This window comes from Alistipes intestinihominis, assembly GCF_040095975.1.
In the GTDB taxonomy this organism is placed as follows: Bacteria; Bacteroidota; Bacteroidia; order Bacteroidales; family Rikenellaceae; genus Alistipes; species Alistipes senegalensis.
In genome coordinates this window covers 1-16,151 of record NZ_JBBMFL010000015.1, presented here as the reverse complement: position 1 = coordinate 16,151, position 16,151 = coordinate 1, and the positions used below count along the sequence as shown (strand labels likewise).

Genomic DNA, 16,151 nt, shown 5'->3' with positions numbered 1-16,151 from the left:
TTATGTCAGAATTTGTTCTTTACTTGTGCAAAGTCATGGAAGAGAAGAGAATTTCATCACCTCTTTTTTGTGCCATTCCTTGTACCGCTTCATCGAGATTCCTATCCCAACAAGTTCCCTGTACCCTGATACTTTCTTTCTGAAGATGTGATTTTTGCCGTAAGCCTGGAGTTCGTCATCCGAGATGCTGACCATTAAAACGGGAAATGGGTAAACTTTATGCCTGAGTACAGTTACATCGTGTGTCACGAACAGCTGACTCAATTGGTAGGCGGATTCTTCGAATGCGTGCCAATAGTCACCTGCTCCATACAGACGAATGAATCGTCCGGTTGTATCTTCTGTGTGAATGATGTCGAACAGGCATGTTTCGATGAGTTCCATCAATGGCATCCAGCAAGGCTCAGTTCCGGAATTGTAACCATTCATTACTTTCAAAAATGTTTCATCCGTTGTCGGGAATTAGCGTATATTCAATTTTACAAAGCCAGAAATGCAGGTTTTATCCTCATTGTAACATGCGCCGGGCTGTTCTGTACAGATGCATTTGTCAAAACAGATAACAGAAACCAGTACTCATCTTGTTCCGGAGCATAACCTTTAATATCCGCAGCTCGTCCGGCAGGTCATAATCAATGCACACCGCTTTAACTTTGGACCATATATCATCCAAAATAGAGTCGGGCTTACATATCATTATTTTATAATAGCCTGATATATTCGGGATTGACTTCCACCCCTACGGAAAAGAACTCGGGCAGCTCCACTAACAGACGTTTCGTTTTCGACCCGCGTACAGTCAGCAATTTTCCTTCATAACCGTCCAAAGGACCGCCTACAATACGGATGTGCCGTCCGCACATAGAGGGTGTCAATTCGCCAGGAAGATAATATTTCGGATTTTTCGACACACTTACAGCATGTATGAACCGCTCCATGTCCGCATCAGCGACAGTCATCGGATTTTTGTAACCACCTCCCTTCTGGAAACGATACTGTATCGTGGGATACTTTTCCACAAACGGATCAATAGCTTCCTGGGTATCATGAACAAAAAGCAAATCCTGGATAAAGGGAACTTCTTCCCGAGTCCGTTTGCCGCCATGAACACTCAACTGCTCTTTCATGGGAGTGAACACCTCGAAATGCTCGTTCAACAGTTGCTTGTATGCGGGCAACTTGGCATTGGCCCGTTTAAGGTCGCGCATCACGTACCAGCATGTCTGTTTTTCACCTTCCGAAGTAGCCATATTTTGGATTTAGGACAATTCTTCTAATCCTGCAAGATTGTAAATTATACTACATATCAAGCAGTTACAAACATTCTTTTCAAAAGCTGGAGAATAACTTCCCATGTCAGTATATCTGTTCATGTTTACACCATAAAAGATTCCGTTATCTCACACATGCACAAAATCTCTGAAGCCGTTTCCGGCTCCATCTTCTGCTACTTCTCTCCATAAGAGAAGTATTTGGGATACAAAATTATACAATTCACTGAAAATAACAATATAAAAATGATATAATTTTCAACCGAGTGCCTCATTTCAAACAGATGTTATAGGTTTTACTCAACAGTTGTTAAGTGAATCGTCTTCCAAGCAAATAAAACAAATATTGTTTACTAGCTGATTACAACCAATTTTATATTCAAATACTTCTCTTATGGAGAGAACGGAATTTTTGTCGAACAATCTCTCTATAACTTACACTCAGACTTATTTGTAACAAAACCTTTTTTGCTTCATTATTGTTAGTCTGAACTTATCGGTCATACACTTCCCAATAATTAGACGTTTTCATACTATATATTATGTACCACTTTACAGCGCATGACGAGGATACTTGTTTTCATGCCAAATTTTTGTCACTTCATGCTAAGTAAGTCTAAACGGGTTTCAAATGGGCTACGTTCTGTAGATAAGGAGCAAGTTTTCTTTTACCCGCATTTAATTGCTTATTTCCTCTATAAACAGAGAAAAAATTTTTGTTTTCCCCAACAGATAGTAAGTAACTTAACTCTATCTGTTTATAGAGAAAGTATGGCGAAGTTGGAAGAAAGTTGGTTGACAGTAAATTGGTATATAGATTCCTTGTTTTTATAAATCAAGGTATAATGCTGGGTCCCCAATAACAGTATTTTGAGAGAAGATGTAGTATTTATCTGTATTTATCGCAACCGGATATTAAAAAATGTCCATGATGCTTGGGGGTTCCCCAAAAGTTGATAGTCGATTGAATAAGATTGTCAGCTGCGTTGAACCTAAATCGTTATCCGATATTATGCAACACTTAGGATTAAAAGACAGAAAAAAAATGCGATGAATGTCCATCTAACCTTGATGATTATTAGAGAGAGTGTATTGAAAAATGACAGAATCGGATAATCCTGCAAATCATTTTGATAGTAGGTATCCTAATTGAATTTTGTCAGACTGTCTATGACAGCTTATCTTCCGCAACGGAGCGGCATACGAAAGCCGGTTATTTATTTTGTTTTCCTTTTTTCTGGACGATTTCGTTGTGCTTTTCGACCAGTTCGGGGAAATTCCTTCTGATGAACTGCCCGAACGAGCAGTCGTTGAACCCGAACCGCCTGGCCAACGACTTCACGCTTTCGGTTGTCGTGCCGTACAGGTGCATGGCCTCGCTGTATTTCTCCATGCTGCGGCGGGACACCGCGCCGCCCGTATCCGTCCTGACCATTCCCTTCCGGGCATACAGTTCCGGCTCGTGTTCCTTCAGGTAGCTGCGGAACGCTTCGGGTTGCAGCCCGAACTCGGCGGCGACCTGTGCCGTCGGCAGCCCGCTTTCTTTCAGCCGGCGGATGGCTTCGGCATATTTGGCCTTTGTCGCGGGGTTGTATTTCCGGACTTTAGACCAGTCCACTAGCCGCCCTTCCTCGTAGGGGATATTCTTCCGCCTGCATACCAGGTCCAGATGCCACCTTTGCAGGTGCTCGTAGAATCCCTTCTTCGACACTCCCGTCTTCCCGGCTATCCGTGCGGCCGACATGGGTGTCGTGGCATACAGATGCACCGCTTCGGCATACTTCTCCACCAACTCCGGAGAGGGGGCGTGCACGGTACCCCGACCGGTGATTTCCCCTTTCCGCTGCCGTCGGAGAGCCTTCTTGCGTATCCTGATGCGCCGCTTCACCAGATCCTTATGGTAGAACAACAGGTGCTGTTCCAGTCCGGTATAGGAAAGCCCGCAGGAGTCGGCAACCTCCGGCACCGTGACATACGAGTTACCCTGCAAGAGCCTGACGGCCTCAGCATACTATTCCTTGCAGGAGCGGCGCGTGCCGCGCGGCAGCCCGTCACCGATACCCAGCCAATCGCGCACCTTCTCGCGCCATTCGATTATCTCGGGGTAGTGCGTACACGGCTGCCTGCCCAGATTCGTGCCTTCCAACCCGAATTTACGTGCAATCCGATATGCTCCATGCTCCCGCACGCCTCGATGGTATCCTTGTATTTGACACGGGTAGCGGGCAACTGTCCCCGGAGCTGTCCCAACTTAATCTGCCCGGCCTCTTCTTTGCTGCACAGTATAGCGTAACGGGCCAGCACGAGTTCACGGTGGTACTTGGTCAGGTAACACCGGAAACCCGATTCTGTCACTTCGCAGATACGGCATATCTCACAGCCGGAAAGCTCCGTGGAAGCGTACATCTCGATCGCTCGGCGGTATTTCTCCTCCGTCTCCGGCCTGATGCCCCTGAAACGGTTGCTCTCCTTACTGTCTTTTCCGGATGTCTTCATAGGCTTTCATGAGGCATCTTTCAGGACAACCGTTCTTCCACCTGCTCGAACGAAGCGTCCTTGAGTATCACCCGTTTTTCCGCATCGAGCAGGTAAAGGGTGGGCATCGCCTTGAGGTCGTACACCTGTTCGCGGGTAAGCCGCTGATCGGCATCATAACCATCTATCCAACCGGCGGGAAATTCCGCCTTTTCCCACGCGGGGGTCTTGCCCTCCACACACACGGAGAGGAGTTTCAGACGGCCGGACTCCAACAGGTCGTTCACAACCGGGGACAGGGTGAGCAATTCCTTCACCCGGCGGCAGTCCTCGCAATCGGGGTCGTTGAAGTAAACCAGCACGTAGTCGGCCTTTATGCCGGAGAGCTGCCTGCGCCTGCCGTCCCGGCAAGTGACGGTGAAATCCGCCGCCACGTCTCCCGGACGGTTCTTCATGGCTATTTCCAACAGGTAGCGGGGACGTATCTTGTCCGTATCGGACAGGCAGGGGTTGTCCAGCAGTGCCCGCAATACGAGGATATGCAGTTCCTCGTCATGCATGGGCGAATTGGGCTCGTAGAGGTACTTGTCACTCAGCCCGATGAAGTGATACAGCATCTCCTGTCCGGTTGCGGCGCGGCGGAAAAGAGTATCGATGGCAGCCTGTGCCCGGTCGGTATAGGGCAGGATGCCGAGGAAATCGACAAAGGCCTGCTCGGTGATTTCAGGACGGGAGATGAGCGACGTATCGGCAAAATCGAAGTGGTCCCAGTAATGCAGGGACAAGTACGCCGCCCTGTCTTCAGGCGCCGTCAGCGTGACAGGCACGTCGGGCAGACGGAATTCCTTGGTTTTCTGCTGTTGGGCATGTGAACAGGAAACGAGACTCATGCCCAAAAGACAGGCGAAAAAAGTATGATTCAGCATCTTCATATCTTATGTTGTTAAAAAGGCGCCGGATGTGGAAACGTCCGGTGCCGTTGCATATACCGGTTCGGAAAATCTCATTCGCCGGCAGACGGTTCAAGTACGATGTGCGGACTGGCAAACAGGCTGGACAGGCTCGGGTATGTCGCATGATAAACCATGCCTCCGTCACCTGTGTAATGCAGTTCCACCTCGTCCGTGTACCAGTTAAACTCATATTCCTTGCGAAGCCGAAGTTCGTACTGGCCGTCGGCTGTTACGCTTACCGACCCGATACGGCTTCCGTTGCGGGTACGCTCGAAGGATACGAAAGCATCCTTCGGTATGTTTTGCACCACGCCGGCGGTATTTTTATATTGAAGCGTCCCGGCAATCGATTGGTTCGACACACGGAAAGTCTTGGAATAATACACTACCCGGCTTTCATCGGACGAAATCACGATGTCCCCGGCACTTACGACGCTATTCACAAGGAACGGCAGGGTCTTGCGTTCCCCACGCTGACTGGAGGCAATATTGTCCGTGTTAGCAATATCATCCGTACCATATCGCCGTTCCGTCTCCCGCTTGGCATCCACGGTATAGACAAAACGCCCGGGAATCGTGGGATGCGCTTTCAGTTTGGTTCCGTCCAGTCTGTTTTCCGCAAGACGGCCGGCATCGATTTTCAGCATAGGCGCGTCGATATAGATTTCGAACGCTTGGCCGAAAGGATCCACCGACTTGTTGTCAAAACCGGCAAAGCTCGTCACATCGATGCCGATATCCACCCGCTGGTCGGGTTGATATGTCCATTCCAACGGGGTGACTTTTTCCGGTATGTCTGCCGGTATGGCACCGGATGCTACCGTGCGGTCAGGCTCGTCGGCCTCTCCCTGCCAGTCGTTGTTGCCGTACTTCACGCGGGCTCCGAACCGGAACGGGGTGTAGTTGGCCAGCTCGAAAGTCGTACTGCGGTATGATCGGCCGCCATATATACCGGGATTATCCTCGTTTGCATCTTCCGGCAATACCGGTCCGAGCCGGTTGTCGTTGGAGGCGATGTGGATCACCTCGGCGCTCCGGGCACGGTTGGTCTTCATGTAGATGGAATATCTTCCGGTACCTTGCGACGGGCTGCTCAAAACTTCAGTTCTCGGTTTGAACATCAGCATACGGCCACCTTGGGGATTGTTGGTCTGCCACCAATTGTTCGATTCATCGGGATAGAATTTGCAATCGAATGCAGTCACTCCGGCATCGGGTTCCTCACCGTCCTCGTAATAATCCAGGTATTGCGAGTAGAGCAGGAATTCGTCTTTGCCTTGCGCATTGGCAGGATTGTCGTTCCCTGTCCCTTGATCATTGTCGGACCTCTCTGCCAGCAGCATGTCAAACTGCACGTTGGCTCCTTTTTTCTGTGGAACCAGACGATAGTATATCACTTCATCTTGTACGCCCGAGCCTACGGCATCGTATTTGTTCAGTCCCTGCACCGTGATGGATACGAGATTGGTGGAGTATTTGAACTTGCGCCGCATCGTTTCGAAATATTCGGCTTCGATATAGAGCGTGCCCTCGTAGCCGTTTTCCTGATTCAATATGTTCTCGAAATAGACACGCTGGACGCCGGGACCATCGGCCGTGTAGACAAATTTGTAATCCGGCTCTTTGCCTTGATAGACGGAAGAGATTTCACCGCTGCTGTACCAGTCATTGTCCGCCTCGCGCACCACGGGCAGTTCCATGCCCGAAGCGTTGCGGATATCCAGATCGCCAACGGAAAGGTACACATTCATCGGGAACAGCTCCTTGGGACAGCTTTCGGGTATGGTGAACATGGCCGTAACATGGGCACGGTTGTTCTTGTTGGCACCGTTCCCTAAATTACCGTATATTTCCGTCCCGACCCATGCAGGCACGAAAGACTGCTTCCTGATCGTGATGACCTTGATTTTGCGTTGCAGCCGTCCCTTCTTGACAAGCAGCGTACCTTCCAGTTTCTCGTTATTTTCCAAACGAAGCGGGTGTATCTGGATATGTCCCTGTCCGACACCGTTCACGACCTCGAATTTCGTCTCGAATGTCTGCGTCGCCACCCCGTTGTCTATCCAGGAGACCGTTGCGGCATCGGCTTCGGTGATGGCTTTGTCATTTTTTCCTTTAATGGTATAATTGAGCGTGTAGCTGCCTCCGTTTTCCGTAAAGCTCTCGTCCAGTACGACAAAAGTCTTCTCTACTGTCAGGATATAGTCCGTATCTTCCACCTCGTTCACTTCATCGGAAATGGAAATCCATACGTTGTTCGTGGCTGCCGCTTCCAACGCCTCGGCAAAGGAGGCCTGACCGAAAGATAGCGCGCCCTCGATGTGAAGCTTGTAATGGTGGTTCCGGCGCACGAGGAGCTGCTCGCCCTTGTCGTCAACCAGCAGGACACGGTAGTATTTCTCTTCGTCCTGATCCGGAAGATGTCCCCGAAGAATTACGCTGACAGGGGCATCGGCACTGTTCTCGCACTCGAAGACATACTGGTTCATGCTGGATGTCACGTCCGTAATATCGCTCATCTTGGCATCGTTCACGGGAAGCGTGACGAAGGGGTCGTCGCTGGAAGGCCACGTGAAATCAAAGCCTTTCTTCGGGTGGTGCGGGGCCACCGTTCCGAAAGCGTTGGTGTTGCAGACCGCAAAGCCCGTAATCACGATATGCCCGTTATTGTCCGGGTTGTCGACGGAGATTCTCGCGTGGTTGCGGATCAGTTTGACGGAATTGCCCGAGGTGGCCATCTGTTCGGCTATATTGCTGTCGTTTCCTGCATCGCAGGCGAAACGGCCCCAATAGATCATGCGTCCGGACGAGCCCTCCAACACTGCCATGACCTCGGACTCCGACTTGTTGCGGAAACTGTCCTCCTTGAATTCATCCATATTCTGGTTGGCCAGGAAATGGATGGTCCGGGTATTTTCGGGCACCTCAGCCTTGAATGTGCCCTCCATCTCCCCCGGGCCGGGCTTCTGCACCGTGACACCGGCCTTGACGGTAGAGATGAAAAGCCCGTAACTGTCAAAGCAGAAAAGTGTCATATCTTGCACTCCGCCACCGTCAGGGTCTACCGCACGGGTGACGACTTCCTGCATCGCAGGAATTTCCGTCTTGAAATTCAGCATGATGTAGCCGTCGCGTGCCTCGGTCTGCGGATTCTGCCACAACTCGCTTTCGCTGCACGAAGCGAGCAGGGCCGATACCGCAAGCAGGGCGACAAGCTTGTCTATTATTTCCTTTATCATATTTCGTTTCTTTTTGACAGGTTTCTACGTTTATTCCTTTTTACCGTAGGCATCGCGTACACAGGCCACTCCGGTACCGCTAACGGTGTATTTCTCATTATAAAATCTTCCGCTTGCGCTGTAATAGTACTGTCCGTTCAAGCGGTAGTCTATGGCGTCTGCATCCTGGTCTTTCGAGCCCTGGAATTTAAAAATGATTTTAAGTTCGGCTTCTGTGGGCAGGCGCCAGTCATCCAAGGTAACCGTCCTATCGGTTTTCGGGTCTTTATACGTTTCTACATAATGCGCGCAGTGCTCGCGTGCAACGCGGACACTGTTGTCACTCCCGTCCAGCTTCAGGTTTCCTCCTCCAACTTGGAATTCGCCTACACAGGAACCTATCATGAATGACGGCGAGACCAATTGGGCATTGTCCTGTCCCGGATCCGTAACCATAAGTTCCGGATGGTATGTATCCTGGACCATACGTGGACGGCCAAGAGTATATTCACTGGATGTCCCTGTCAATACAATGGTGTACATTCTGCCGTTAATTTCGCTATAGCGGGATTCCCGAAGTCTGTTTGAGTTTGATGTGTAATAGTATTCATATAAATCAGACTGTCCGCTTCCATCATTCCTCAATTTTGCTACTTTTGAAACGAAGAATCCGTCCGGAGGACCTCCAAATAAACCATCTGTCCCCGTTAGGTATCTATATTCTCCGTTCCAACTGGAGATATTTCTGGTGGCAAGGGCGATTCCGGTAATTTTATCACCTACATATTCATAGGTAGTCGGGTTAGGATCTGAATTCTTGAAATCATCGCGGTACGAGTACCACCCCTGGATATTCGTGATATATTCCAACGGATACTGCTCAATGGTTACGGTACGTTCGTTGCCGTCCTCATTTGTTACCCGGACTTCGATATAACGTATCGTATTGTTCCTGGGGAGGTCGCTGTGTACATCCAGCTTGCCGTTGAGCCCCTTGTCGGGAGTAATGAGGATGTTGCCATGGCTGCGCCATCTGTATCCGGTACTCACTCCCCATTCGTTATCGTTTGGATTATCGGGGTATCTTTTCTCCAAGTTCTGTTCCCTTCCGAACTTGTCTATATAGTAAACCCGGGTAATCTGTGCCGTCACTTCCGACGAGGAGGTGAAGATCAGGCTGGTGCGGTCGTCCTCCTTGTTGTGCATTTCCAGGTCGTACCGGTTGAGCACAAGGAAAGTCGGGCGGTCCCCGCCTCCGACATTTACCGTCTCGTCTATCCAATTCTCCACGGTATATTTCAAATCCGTCAACTGCACCGGTGTGGAGGGATTTTCCGCTCCGGGGGCATTGACCGTTGCCGTTACCCTGTAGCAGGTGTTGCGGTTCAGGGCCTTGCCGTTACAGACAGGAATCTGGTAGTAGTTATCGGGACGCAGTTGCGGGTCGGTATCCTTCTGGTAAGTCAGGGGAATGTTCATCACCAGGCGCACTTCCTGCTCCATGGAACTTCCATTGTCCCAAGCATGGGCATACATGTAAGCCGTTACGGTAATTTTGTTCGCCGTCCACTCAAGATAGCCGCCGGAGGTCTGGGCGGTATTCCTCAGCTTTGCCGCACCGTCCGCACCCGCCACTACCGATGTGGTATAGGGCATATTGCGCAGGTAGTAACCTATGCCTTTGGAATCAAAAGTCACGTCTTGGCCTTTGTTGATGGTCACCACGACTTTTGCCGCTGCCCTGCGCAGCGTGACCGCCAGCCGCGTGTCATTCCCTTGCGAGCCGTCGTAGAGGACGACCGGAGCAGCAACCGCCGGTTCATCGTTCCCTTCGGGATAGGCTATGCCGTCCATGAGGAATGTTCCCGGGACACCTTCAATGTCTTTCCCTGTCAGGTGAATGTTCTCGTCCTCCTGCGTCATCGCCTTCAAGGCGTTCAGGTTCGCGAGGTTTTCAAAATCCTTTTCCGGGTGGGTGCTGTTGGCGATCAGATACACCCAATACCTCTCATTTTCCGTAAAAGACGACCGTTTTACGGGCAGTGTAATCCGTCCCGTTTCATTGGCTGACGCGTTCACCCGGTCGCTCCACACCTTCGTTTTCTCGTCGGTATCGTTGAAAATCAGCACGTCGATATGGCTCACTGCGACCTCCGCCCCTTCGGCCGGTACGGTAGCACGACTCACCGGCAACGCTCCCGACGAGATGTCGAGGATAATGCTGTTGCCGTTACCTCCTGTCTGCCCGCCGGGGAGATCGTCATCTTTGCTGCAAGCGGCAAGAAGCCATGCCGCCGCACAACAAATCATCATATTGTATATAATCCGTCTCATCGCTTGTTAGTTTGTAGGTATGTCAACCTGTTTGATTACAATCTTCTCGGTGCTCTCGCTTCCTGTCCAGTTCGTGGCTCCGCTCTGCATGTTGATCAGCAGGAGCGAGCTTCCCGAAGGATCCCACTTCGGGGTATAGGCGATGCCCAACGAGAACTGCTTGTCCACGTTCTCGCCTTTCAGTGCCCTTACCCGGATTTCGTACGCTGTATCGGAAGCCACATAAGGCGGTGTCACGAGTGTGTTGACACCATCCACGTTTTGATATACCGTCAGTTCATAGTCTGCGGCTGTGGCATCAAACAGCGTGGGCTGCCATTCCTGTCTCACAGGACCTGTGATGGTGAACCTAAAAGAGTAGGTTCCCGCTGTCGATGATGCGCCGCCATTGTAGTAAACCGTCGGCTGCGCGTAGGGGGCGGTCCCTCCACCGAAAGGTTGCAGCAGTTCATAGGAAGGGTAATCGAACTCCAACTGATAATCTCCACCGTCCTCCCAGTCGGCCACATCGTATGCGACAGTTATCTTGCCGCTGTTGTGCATCAGGCAGCATACCGCATAATACTTGTTCCTTTCAATGCGTGGCATATAGACCAGACCTTCGCGCGGCTCGCTGTCGAACGTGTAGCCGATTTTGAGGATGTTTCCATGCTCATCACCCGGTGTGTTCCACGAATCGCTGCCCCAAGGGTTCTCGAAAGGATAAAAAGGAGCCCCCAGTACAGGCGTGTAGTTTTCGGGGTTCTGCCTCTCTTCGGGCGTGATATTCGTGGCCAGCGTCTTCGTTACCGGTGCTGAAGAGGGGACGAGTGAAAACTCGCCGGTACCAGTGGCGCCTGCCAGTTTCAGCGTTTCGTCGGTCTGTGGCATCAGGTAATTATACGCACGCGTTCCGGCTTCCAGCAAGGTCAGGTCCGTTACACACAGCTCTCCTGCCTCACCTGCTTCTTTGGCCGCGAACACGCCCAACTTGCCTATGGGACGCTTCAGTTGGAACGTCAAGACATCTTCCAGCGGTGTATGCCCCGAATGGCCGGGGTCGATCGGCTGACGGTTAGAAAGTTTCGAGAAGTCGATTGTTTTGGATTCCTTGCCGAACATTGGAAGTCCGTAGGCTTGGACATCTCGTGTCAGCGTGGTAAACGTGAAATCATTTAGTTCCGCTTCCGTAGTATTTTCCGTAAAGGTTTTCTCGGCACCTGGGGTACTCATGGCCTTCTCGTTCGCGATGATGTAGAAGTCTACCGTTTCGGTAGTCAGGGAAGTCATCGTCAGATCCATCCAGAATGTAGCCGGAGTCTCCATGTCTCCGCTCCGGAACTCGTGGCCCGCCAGTTGTCCTTTTACAAAGGCATAGACACGAAGCGAGTGAATGGCCGATTCTTCGCCGGTCGGTGTGCCGTCGGTTTCGCCGACAGCGCATGTCCCTACGTTGAGCCGCACTGCCACATCGTGCCGTTCCCCGAGCGATGCGGCATCTTCCTTGACGCACCCGCACGGCAACAGGCCACAGCACACTGCTGTAACTGCCCAGTATAATATTTTTCTTGTATTCAGCATATTCTTTTCGGTTCGGTCTAAAACTCAGGTTTCACTTGTTCGATGTACCATTCGGGTACGCTTACCGTGATTTCTCCCGACTTGAACTCGATGCGTATCGGGATGAGCACTTCATGTTTGGAACAGTCTATAATAGGATTGTCGGCAAGGAACCTGGCGAGGTTGACTTCGGCCAGCGGTTCCCCGTTCGGGGCGGCGCTCAGGCGGATGTTCACGTTCTCGTGGTTCTTGTGACGCATTATGTTGGTACGGGCCGTGAGCAACGCTTTTCCGGCTTCGTATTCGGTTTCAAGCAAATAGTCGGTTGCCTCCCCACAGGCCCGATTCTCAAAATCGGTACAGGGCGAGACTCCGCATATCTCAAGCACAGGCAGCGAGCCTGCGCGGGTTCCCGGGGCGGGAACTCCGGCCACTTCCACCGACAGATCGTAGTGAGAGCTGGCGAACTCTATGGTTTTGGTCTGGTTTGCCTCTTCATCACCGCTGTAAGGCAGTACGGTATAAGAGGTCGTAGCATAGTAAAGTGAATCGTTGCCGGCAACCTGTTTCTCGTCGAAATAATCCCCGGCGGCAAAGAGCATCCGGCCGAAATCGCCCGTGGCGATGCCATCGACCTTCGTGTGGTGGGTGTTCCCCAGGCAGACAATCCGGTAGTCTCCGGCAGCGAGCGGGGGAAGCGTAGCCGTGCGGTCCTTGACCTGTTCCTCTGGTAAGATACTCGAATTGACGCATCGATTTTCTGCATCGAATACGAACATCTCCACCCGGCAGATCTTGTCGGGGAATATTTCCGTGGTGCCGTCGCCCTTGTAGCTGAGCAACAGCGTGTTCGTGCTCAGACAGTCGTCCAGATCCTCACGGATGCAGGATGTGGCGGCTCCGGCGAGCAACGTCAGGCAGAAAACAATATTCGTCAATTTCATATATATGTGATTGAAGTGTTAAAGGATAGACAGGGCGGAACTTTCGCCCTGCCTATCGGGTTATCAATTAAAATTCAGGTGTGACAGGAACTACATCCCAGCTCATGACGTCAACAGTTACCTCCACACATTTTTGAGGATTATCCAAATCCTCATCGCTAAATGCAAAGTTCATGACGTAAATCTTGGCGAAATCTGCTGTAACAGCAGGAGTGAATGTACTGGTAGCCAAGTAAAGAGGAACCTTAGTTCCTTCATTTGTTGTACCAATCAATTTTACAAGAACTTGAGGATGGTTAGTATTTCCAATATTATTATCTTTAGGAAAGAAGTGGTATGCAGGACGGACATTGCCTTTCTCGTAGGAATGCTTATACTGTGTATTTTCATCCAATGTAACCAAAGGCAAGGTGGTTGCAGGACTCTCTGTTGAGGTAAATTCATCGTTATACCACGCATCAGCAGCTGTCTCGAAAAGGCCGAATATAGAACCGGGGTTAATATCGGAGTTCTGTATGTCACTGGCTGTTCCTCCCTGACGGTCTGCTTTCCCGAAATAGTTGTTCAACATGACCTGCTGAACTTCAATACTCTTGTACTTACGCTGACCTTGAGTAGGAGCTGTATACTCAAATTTACCGATTTCAATTCTGGATACACGCGGTTCAAGCACTACCTTCGCTTTGTAAAGCGGGTGTCCTGCCTCGTCTTGACCGGACACAGAAGTCAACTCGACTTCTTTATAAAGGTCTAGATCAGTCGGATTTTGCTGTTCGGCGATTATCAGGTCTTTTTTCAAATCTACATAAGTAGATGCATTTATTTGACTACCGTTGTTACCTACAACGATTACCTTGTTCACCTCAGCAGGTAAAAAATGGAATACCTTATCTGCGCGGTCGTCAAAATTACTTTTATTGCTGAAGTAGTGGGTTGCCTCAGTTCCTTCGATTGTTTTTCCTTTATACAGGGTAGTTCCGTCTGTAAAGAATACCTGTAAATCTGTCAAAGAAACCTTTGAGTTGTCTTCTACCTCTTGACCGGCGCCTCTGGTTACTGGAATCACATTAGACAGGTCAATGCTTACACTCTTTGGGGTGTTGTCCAACTGTCCCATTTCATCGTCTTTGTTGTCACATGCAACAAACGTCATTGAAGCAGCTAAAGCTGTCAATAAAAAACTCTTGACTTTCATCTTTTTGTTATTTAAAAATTAGTAAAAAGGTTTTTATAACTTCTCGCTTATGGATTTTGTCTACAACTGGTCGATGACCTGCCGCACCTCTTCGAGGTTATGCCGGGCAGTCGCGGAGCCTGCCTCCGAAGCACGGCGGAACACATCCTCCGCCTTGTCGTATTGTCCGGCCCCGGCGTATGCCACACCGAGGGTGGAGAGCAGTTCTGCCGACCGCGCGGTGACTTCCGATTTCTCGAGCAGCTCCACCGCCTTGGCATACTCCTCACGGGAGATGGCGTTCACGGCATTCTCATTGAGTGCGGAGGGCGAAGCGGGGAAATAGCGTAAGGCGGTGGCCATCACCTTGTCGTACCCGGGCGTGCCTTTCCCGTAGGAATCGGCCACCTTGTACATTTCCGACAGGCTCAGGAGGTCGGGACGCTCATCGACCATGCGGCGAGCCTCTTCGAGGTTAAAGTTGCGCACGTTGTACTCGATGCGGTACTCGTTGCGGCGCAACGCGGGGTATATCTCGGTGAGCAGCCTGTGGTAAATGGTCGGCGGCACGAGTTTCTGGAGTTGCAGCTCGCAGAAATCCCGTTCGTCGGGGTAACGTTCGATGATTTCATATACCTCGTCGCGTTTCAGCAGGTTCGGGAAGTCGCCGAGCACACGGACGAAACCTTCCCAGTCCTCACCCTTCCAGTCCACGTGGAGCATCTCGGGAGCGATAGCGTCGTAACGGCGGATATAGTCGGCCAGCGCCTTGGCGCGGTTCTCGGACAAGGCCATATTGTGCGCCATGCTGCCTTCGGGAGAAGCGTAACCGGTGATGTAGATACCGATAATCCTGACGTCGGTATTTTTCTTTACCAGCTCGATGGAGTTGGAAACGGTGTCCAGTTCGGCACGGTTGTTCTTGAATCCGGGCAATATATTATAACTGTCCTGCCGGAACTGCAGCCGGGCGGTGCGGGTTTCGGCACGCACTTTCACGGGTTCAGGTTCAGGGGCTATGCTGTCGAGCTTGTAATCGGGGACATAGGCAGGAAGTATGCCCGCCCACAAGGACTGCTCCGCCTTGCCCTTGTCGCAGTTCACGCAGCCGTGTACCTCTTCGCGGATTTTGATCCGCCCGTCGAGCATCCAACGCTCGTAGGGCACGGTGGCCGCATAATCGTAATGCTGCCCCTTGCTGCTGTGGCGTATGATTACCTGTGCGGAATCATTGTGGAAAGGGGGAAGCTCCACGCTTTCGAGCCGCTGCGCCCGCAAGTAAACCTTGTGGCGGGTCTTGCCATCGATGACTATCGGGGGAAAGGTCACCTCGCGGCTACTGTCCGCCGACATGAGTACGGGTGTCAGTGCTACGGTGTGCTGCGTACGGATTTTCGCCTTGCTCAAATCGACGGACATCGTCAGCTCTACCGTGCGGCCCTGCTTGACGACCCCTCCCTGACGAATCCCGATCAGAGGCAAGTAACTGGTTTCGTTCTCGGCATGCAACATCATGGGACAACATGCCAATATCAGCAATAATAGGATGTATATGCGTCTCATAGTCATTTTCTTGTTATTTGATTATATATATCAGGGAGATGCCCGCCTTGGTCGGGCCGAAATAATGCTTGTCCTTGTTGCCCTTGAACTTGCCGCAAGTGGCACACTCGTACTTATCGTATTGCGTGTAGATGTAACCCAGACCGATCGTGGCTTCGAGGTTCCAGCGTTTGCCTAAAATCCATGAGTAGCCATACGACAATCCGAGACCCGTAGCCCAGCCCTGATAACGGTGATCCTTCGTGGACTTGCTTTGGAACGGGATTCTCACGCCACTGATGTTGTAGAACGCGTAACCGCTGTGCAGGCCGAAGAAATGGCCGTTATAGCGTTCGCAGAGCCAGTAACGGAACTCCGGCATTACCATCCAGTGTTTGATTTTCTTGTTCTTGTCCTTATTCAGCGTCCACGGGTTGTAGGCACCCGTGAGGTCGAGGGTCGTGCGTTTGCCCAGCCCAAATTCCAGACTCAAGTTGGGCGTGGTACTTGACCAATACAATAGATTGGTCTTTACTGCGATATCCTGCGCTTTGACAGTGCCCGTGCACCAACAAACCGCAAGAAAAACACCGAAGATCAATTTTTTCATATTTTCCTTATTCTTGTTCATTAGTGTCCCGTTAAAATGGGACGAGTTAAACAATTAATCAAATAGCCCCGGAATAATGGGATTATATAGA

At 50.9% G+C, this 16,151-nt stretch carries 12 protein-coding genes; all 12 read right to left on the bottom strand.

Annotated features, from left to right (window positions below; genetic code table 11):
• Nucleotides 1–33: 33 nt before the first annotated feature.
• Complete coding sequence (locus WMO46_RS11855) at nucleotides 34–429, bottom strand: hypothetical protein (protein ID WP_004293534.1); 396 nt, start codon at nucleotides 427–429, stop codon at nucleotides 34–36.
• Nucleotides 430–701: 272 nt separating this feature from the next.
• Entirely contained in the window at nucleotides 702–1,250 is a 549-nt protein-coding gene (locus WMO46_RS11850; RefSeq protein ID WP_004293535.1) for a UpxY family transcription antiterminator, read from the bottom strand.
• 1,234 nt (nucleotides 1,251–2,484) lie between these two features.
• On the bottom strand, nucleotides 2,485–3,237 hold the full coding sequence (locus tag WMO46_RS11845; protein WP_004303991.1) for a hypothetical protein: 753 nt from the start codon (nucleotides 3,235–3,237) through the stop codon (nucleotides 2,485–2,487).
• 128 nt (nucleotides 3,238–3,365) lie between these two features.
• A complete protein-coding gene (locus WMO46_RS11840; protein WP_004293537.1) occupies nucleotides 3,366–3,767 on the bottom strand; it encodes a hypothetical protein in 402 nt (133 codons plus the stop codon).
• A 20-nt stretch (nucleotides 3,768–3,787) separates the two neighbouring features.
• On the bottom strand, nucleotides 3,788–4,678 hold the full coding sequence (locus WMO46_RS11835; protein ID WP_004293538.1) for a DUF5106 domain-containing protein: 891 nt from the start codon (nucleotides 4,676–4,678) through the stop codon (nucleotides 3,788–3,790).
• Nucleotides 4,679–4,749: 71 nt separating this feature from the next.
• The gene (locus tag WMO46_RS11830; RefSeq protein WP_349094416.1) at nucleotides 4,750–7,938 is read right to left on the bottom strand and encodes a hypothetical protein; all 3,189 of its coding nucleotides are present in this window, start codon (nucleotides 7,936–7,938) and stop codon (nucleotides 4,750–4,752) included.
• 30 nt (nucleotides 7,939–7,968) lie between these two features.
• Nucleotides 7,969–10,251, bottom strand: a complete 2,283-nt coding sequence (fimD, locus tag WMO46_RS11825; protein WP_004303990.1) for a fimbrial tip adhesin FimD — start codon at nucleotides 10,249–10,251, stop codon at nucleotides 7,969–7,971.
• 6 nt (nucleotides 10,252–10,257) lie between these two features.
• Nucleotides 10,258–11,811, bottom strand: a complete 1,554-nt coding sequence (locus WMO46_RS11820) for a fimbrial protein (RefSeq protein WP_004303989.1) — start codon at nucleotides 11,809–11,811, stop codon at nucleotides 10,258–10,260.
• A 17-nt stretch (nucleotides 11,812–11,828) separates the two neighbouring features.
• A complete protein-coding gene (locus WMO46_RS11815) occupies nucleotides 11,829–12,734 on the bottom strand; it encodes a FimB/Mfa2 family fimbrial subunit (protein WP_004293542.1) in 906 nt (301 codons plus the stop codon).
• Between the two features lie 67 nt (nucleotides 12,735–12,801).
• Entirely contained in the window at nucleotides 12,802–13,929 is a 1,128-nt protein-coding gene (locus WMO46_RS11810) for a hypothetical protein (RefSeq protein WP_004293543.1), read from the bottom strand.
• Between the two features lie 60 nt (nucleotides 13,930–13,989).
• Entirely contained in the window at nucleotides 13,990–15,471 is a 1,482-nt protein-coding gene (locus tag WMO46_RS11805) for a DUF3868 domain-containing protein (protein ID WP_004293544.1), read from the bottom strand.
• A gap of 13 nt (nucleotides 15,472–15,484) precedes the next feature.
• The gene (locus WMO46_RS11800; RefSeq protein WP_004293545.1) at nucleotides 15,485–16,060 is read right to left on the bottom strand and encodes a DUF3575 domain-containing protein; all 576 of its coding nucleotides are present in this window, start codon (nucleotides 16,058–16,060) and stop codon (nucleotides 15,485–15,487) included.
• Nucleotides 16,061–16,151: the final 91 nt, after the last annotated feature.

Excerpts from the sequence above, each read along its gene's own strand:
- WMO46_RS11820 (WP_004303989.1), bottom strand. The coding sequence starts at position 11,811 with ATGCTGAATACAAGAAAAATATTATACTGGGCAGTTACAGCAGTGTGC.
- WMO46_RS11815 (WP_004293542.1), bottom strand. The coding sequence starts at position 12,734 with ATGAAATTGACGAATATTGTTTTCTGCCTGACGTTGCTCGCCGGAGCC.
- WMO46_RS11840 (WP_004293537.1), bottom strand. The coding sequence starts at position 3,767 with ATGAAGACATCCGGAAAAGACAGTAAGGAGAGCAACCGTTTCAGGGGC.
- WMO46_RS11835 (WP_004293538.1), bottom strand. The coding sequence starts at position 4,678 with ATGAAGATGCTGAATCATACTTTTTTCGCCTGTCTTTTGGGCATGAGT.
- WMO46_RS11830 (WP_349094416.1), bottom strand. The coding sequence starts at position 7,938 with ATGATAAAGGAAATAATAGACAAGCTTGTCGCCCTGCTTGCGGTATCG.
- WMO46_RS11850 (WP_004293535.1), bottom strand. The coding sequence starts at position 1,250 with ATGGCTACTTCGGAAGGTGAAAAACAGACATGCTGGTACGTGATGCGC.
- WMO46_RS11800 (WP_004293545.1), bottom strand. The coding sequence starts at position 16,060 with ATGAAAAAATTGATCTTCGGTGTTTTTCTTGCGGTTTGTTGGTGCACG.
- WMO46_RS11810 (WP_004293543.1), bottom strand. The coding sequence starts at position 13,929 with ATGAAAGTCAAGAGTTTTTTATTGACAGCTTTAGCTGCTTCAATGACG.
- WMO46_RS11855 (WP_004293534.1), bottom strand. The coding sequence starts at position 429 with ATGAATGGTTACAATTCCGGAACTGAGCCTTGCTGGATGCCATTGATG.
- WMO46_RS11805 (WP_004293544.1), bottom strand. The coding sequence starts at position 15,471 with ATGAGACGCATATACATCCTATTATTGCTGATATTGGCATGTTGTCCC.
- fimD (WP_004303990.1), bottom strand. The coding sequence starts at position 10,251 with ATGAGACGGATTATATACAATATGATGATTTGTTGTGCGGCGGCATGG.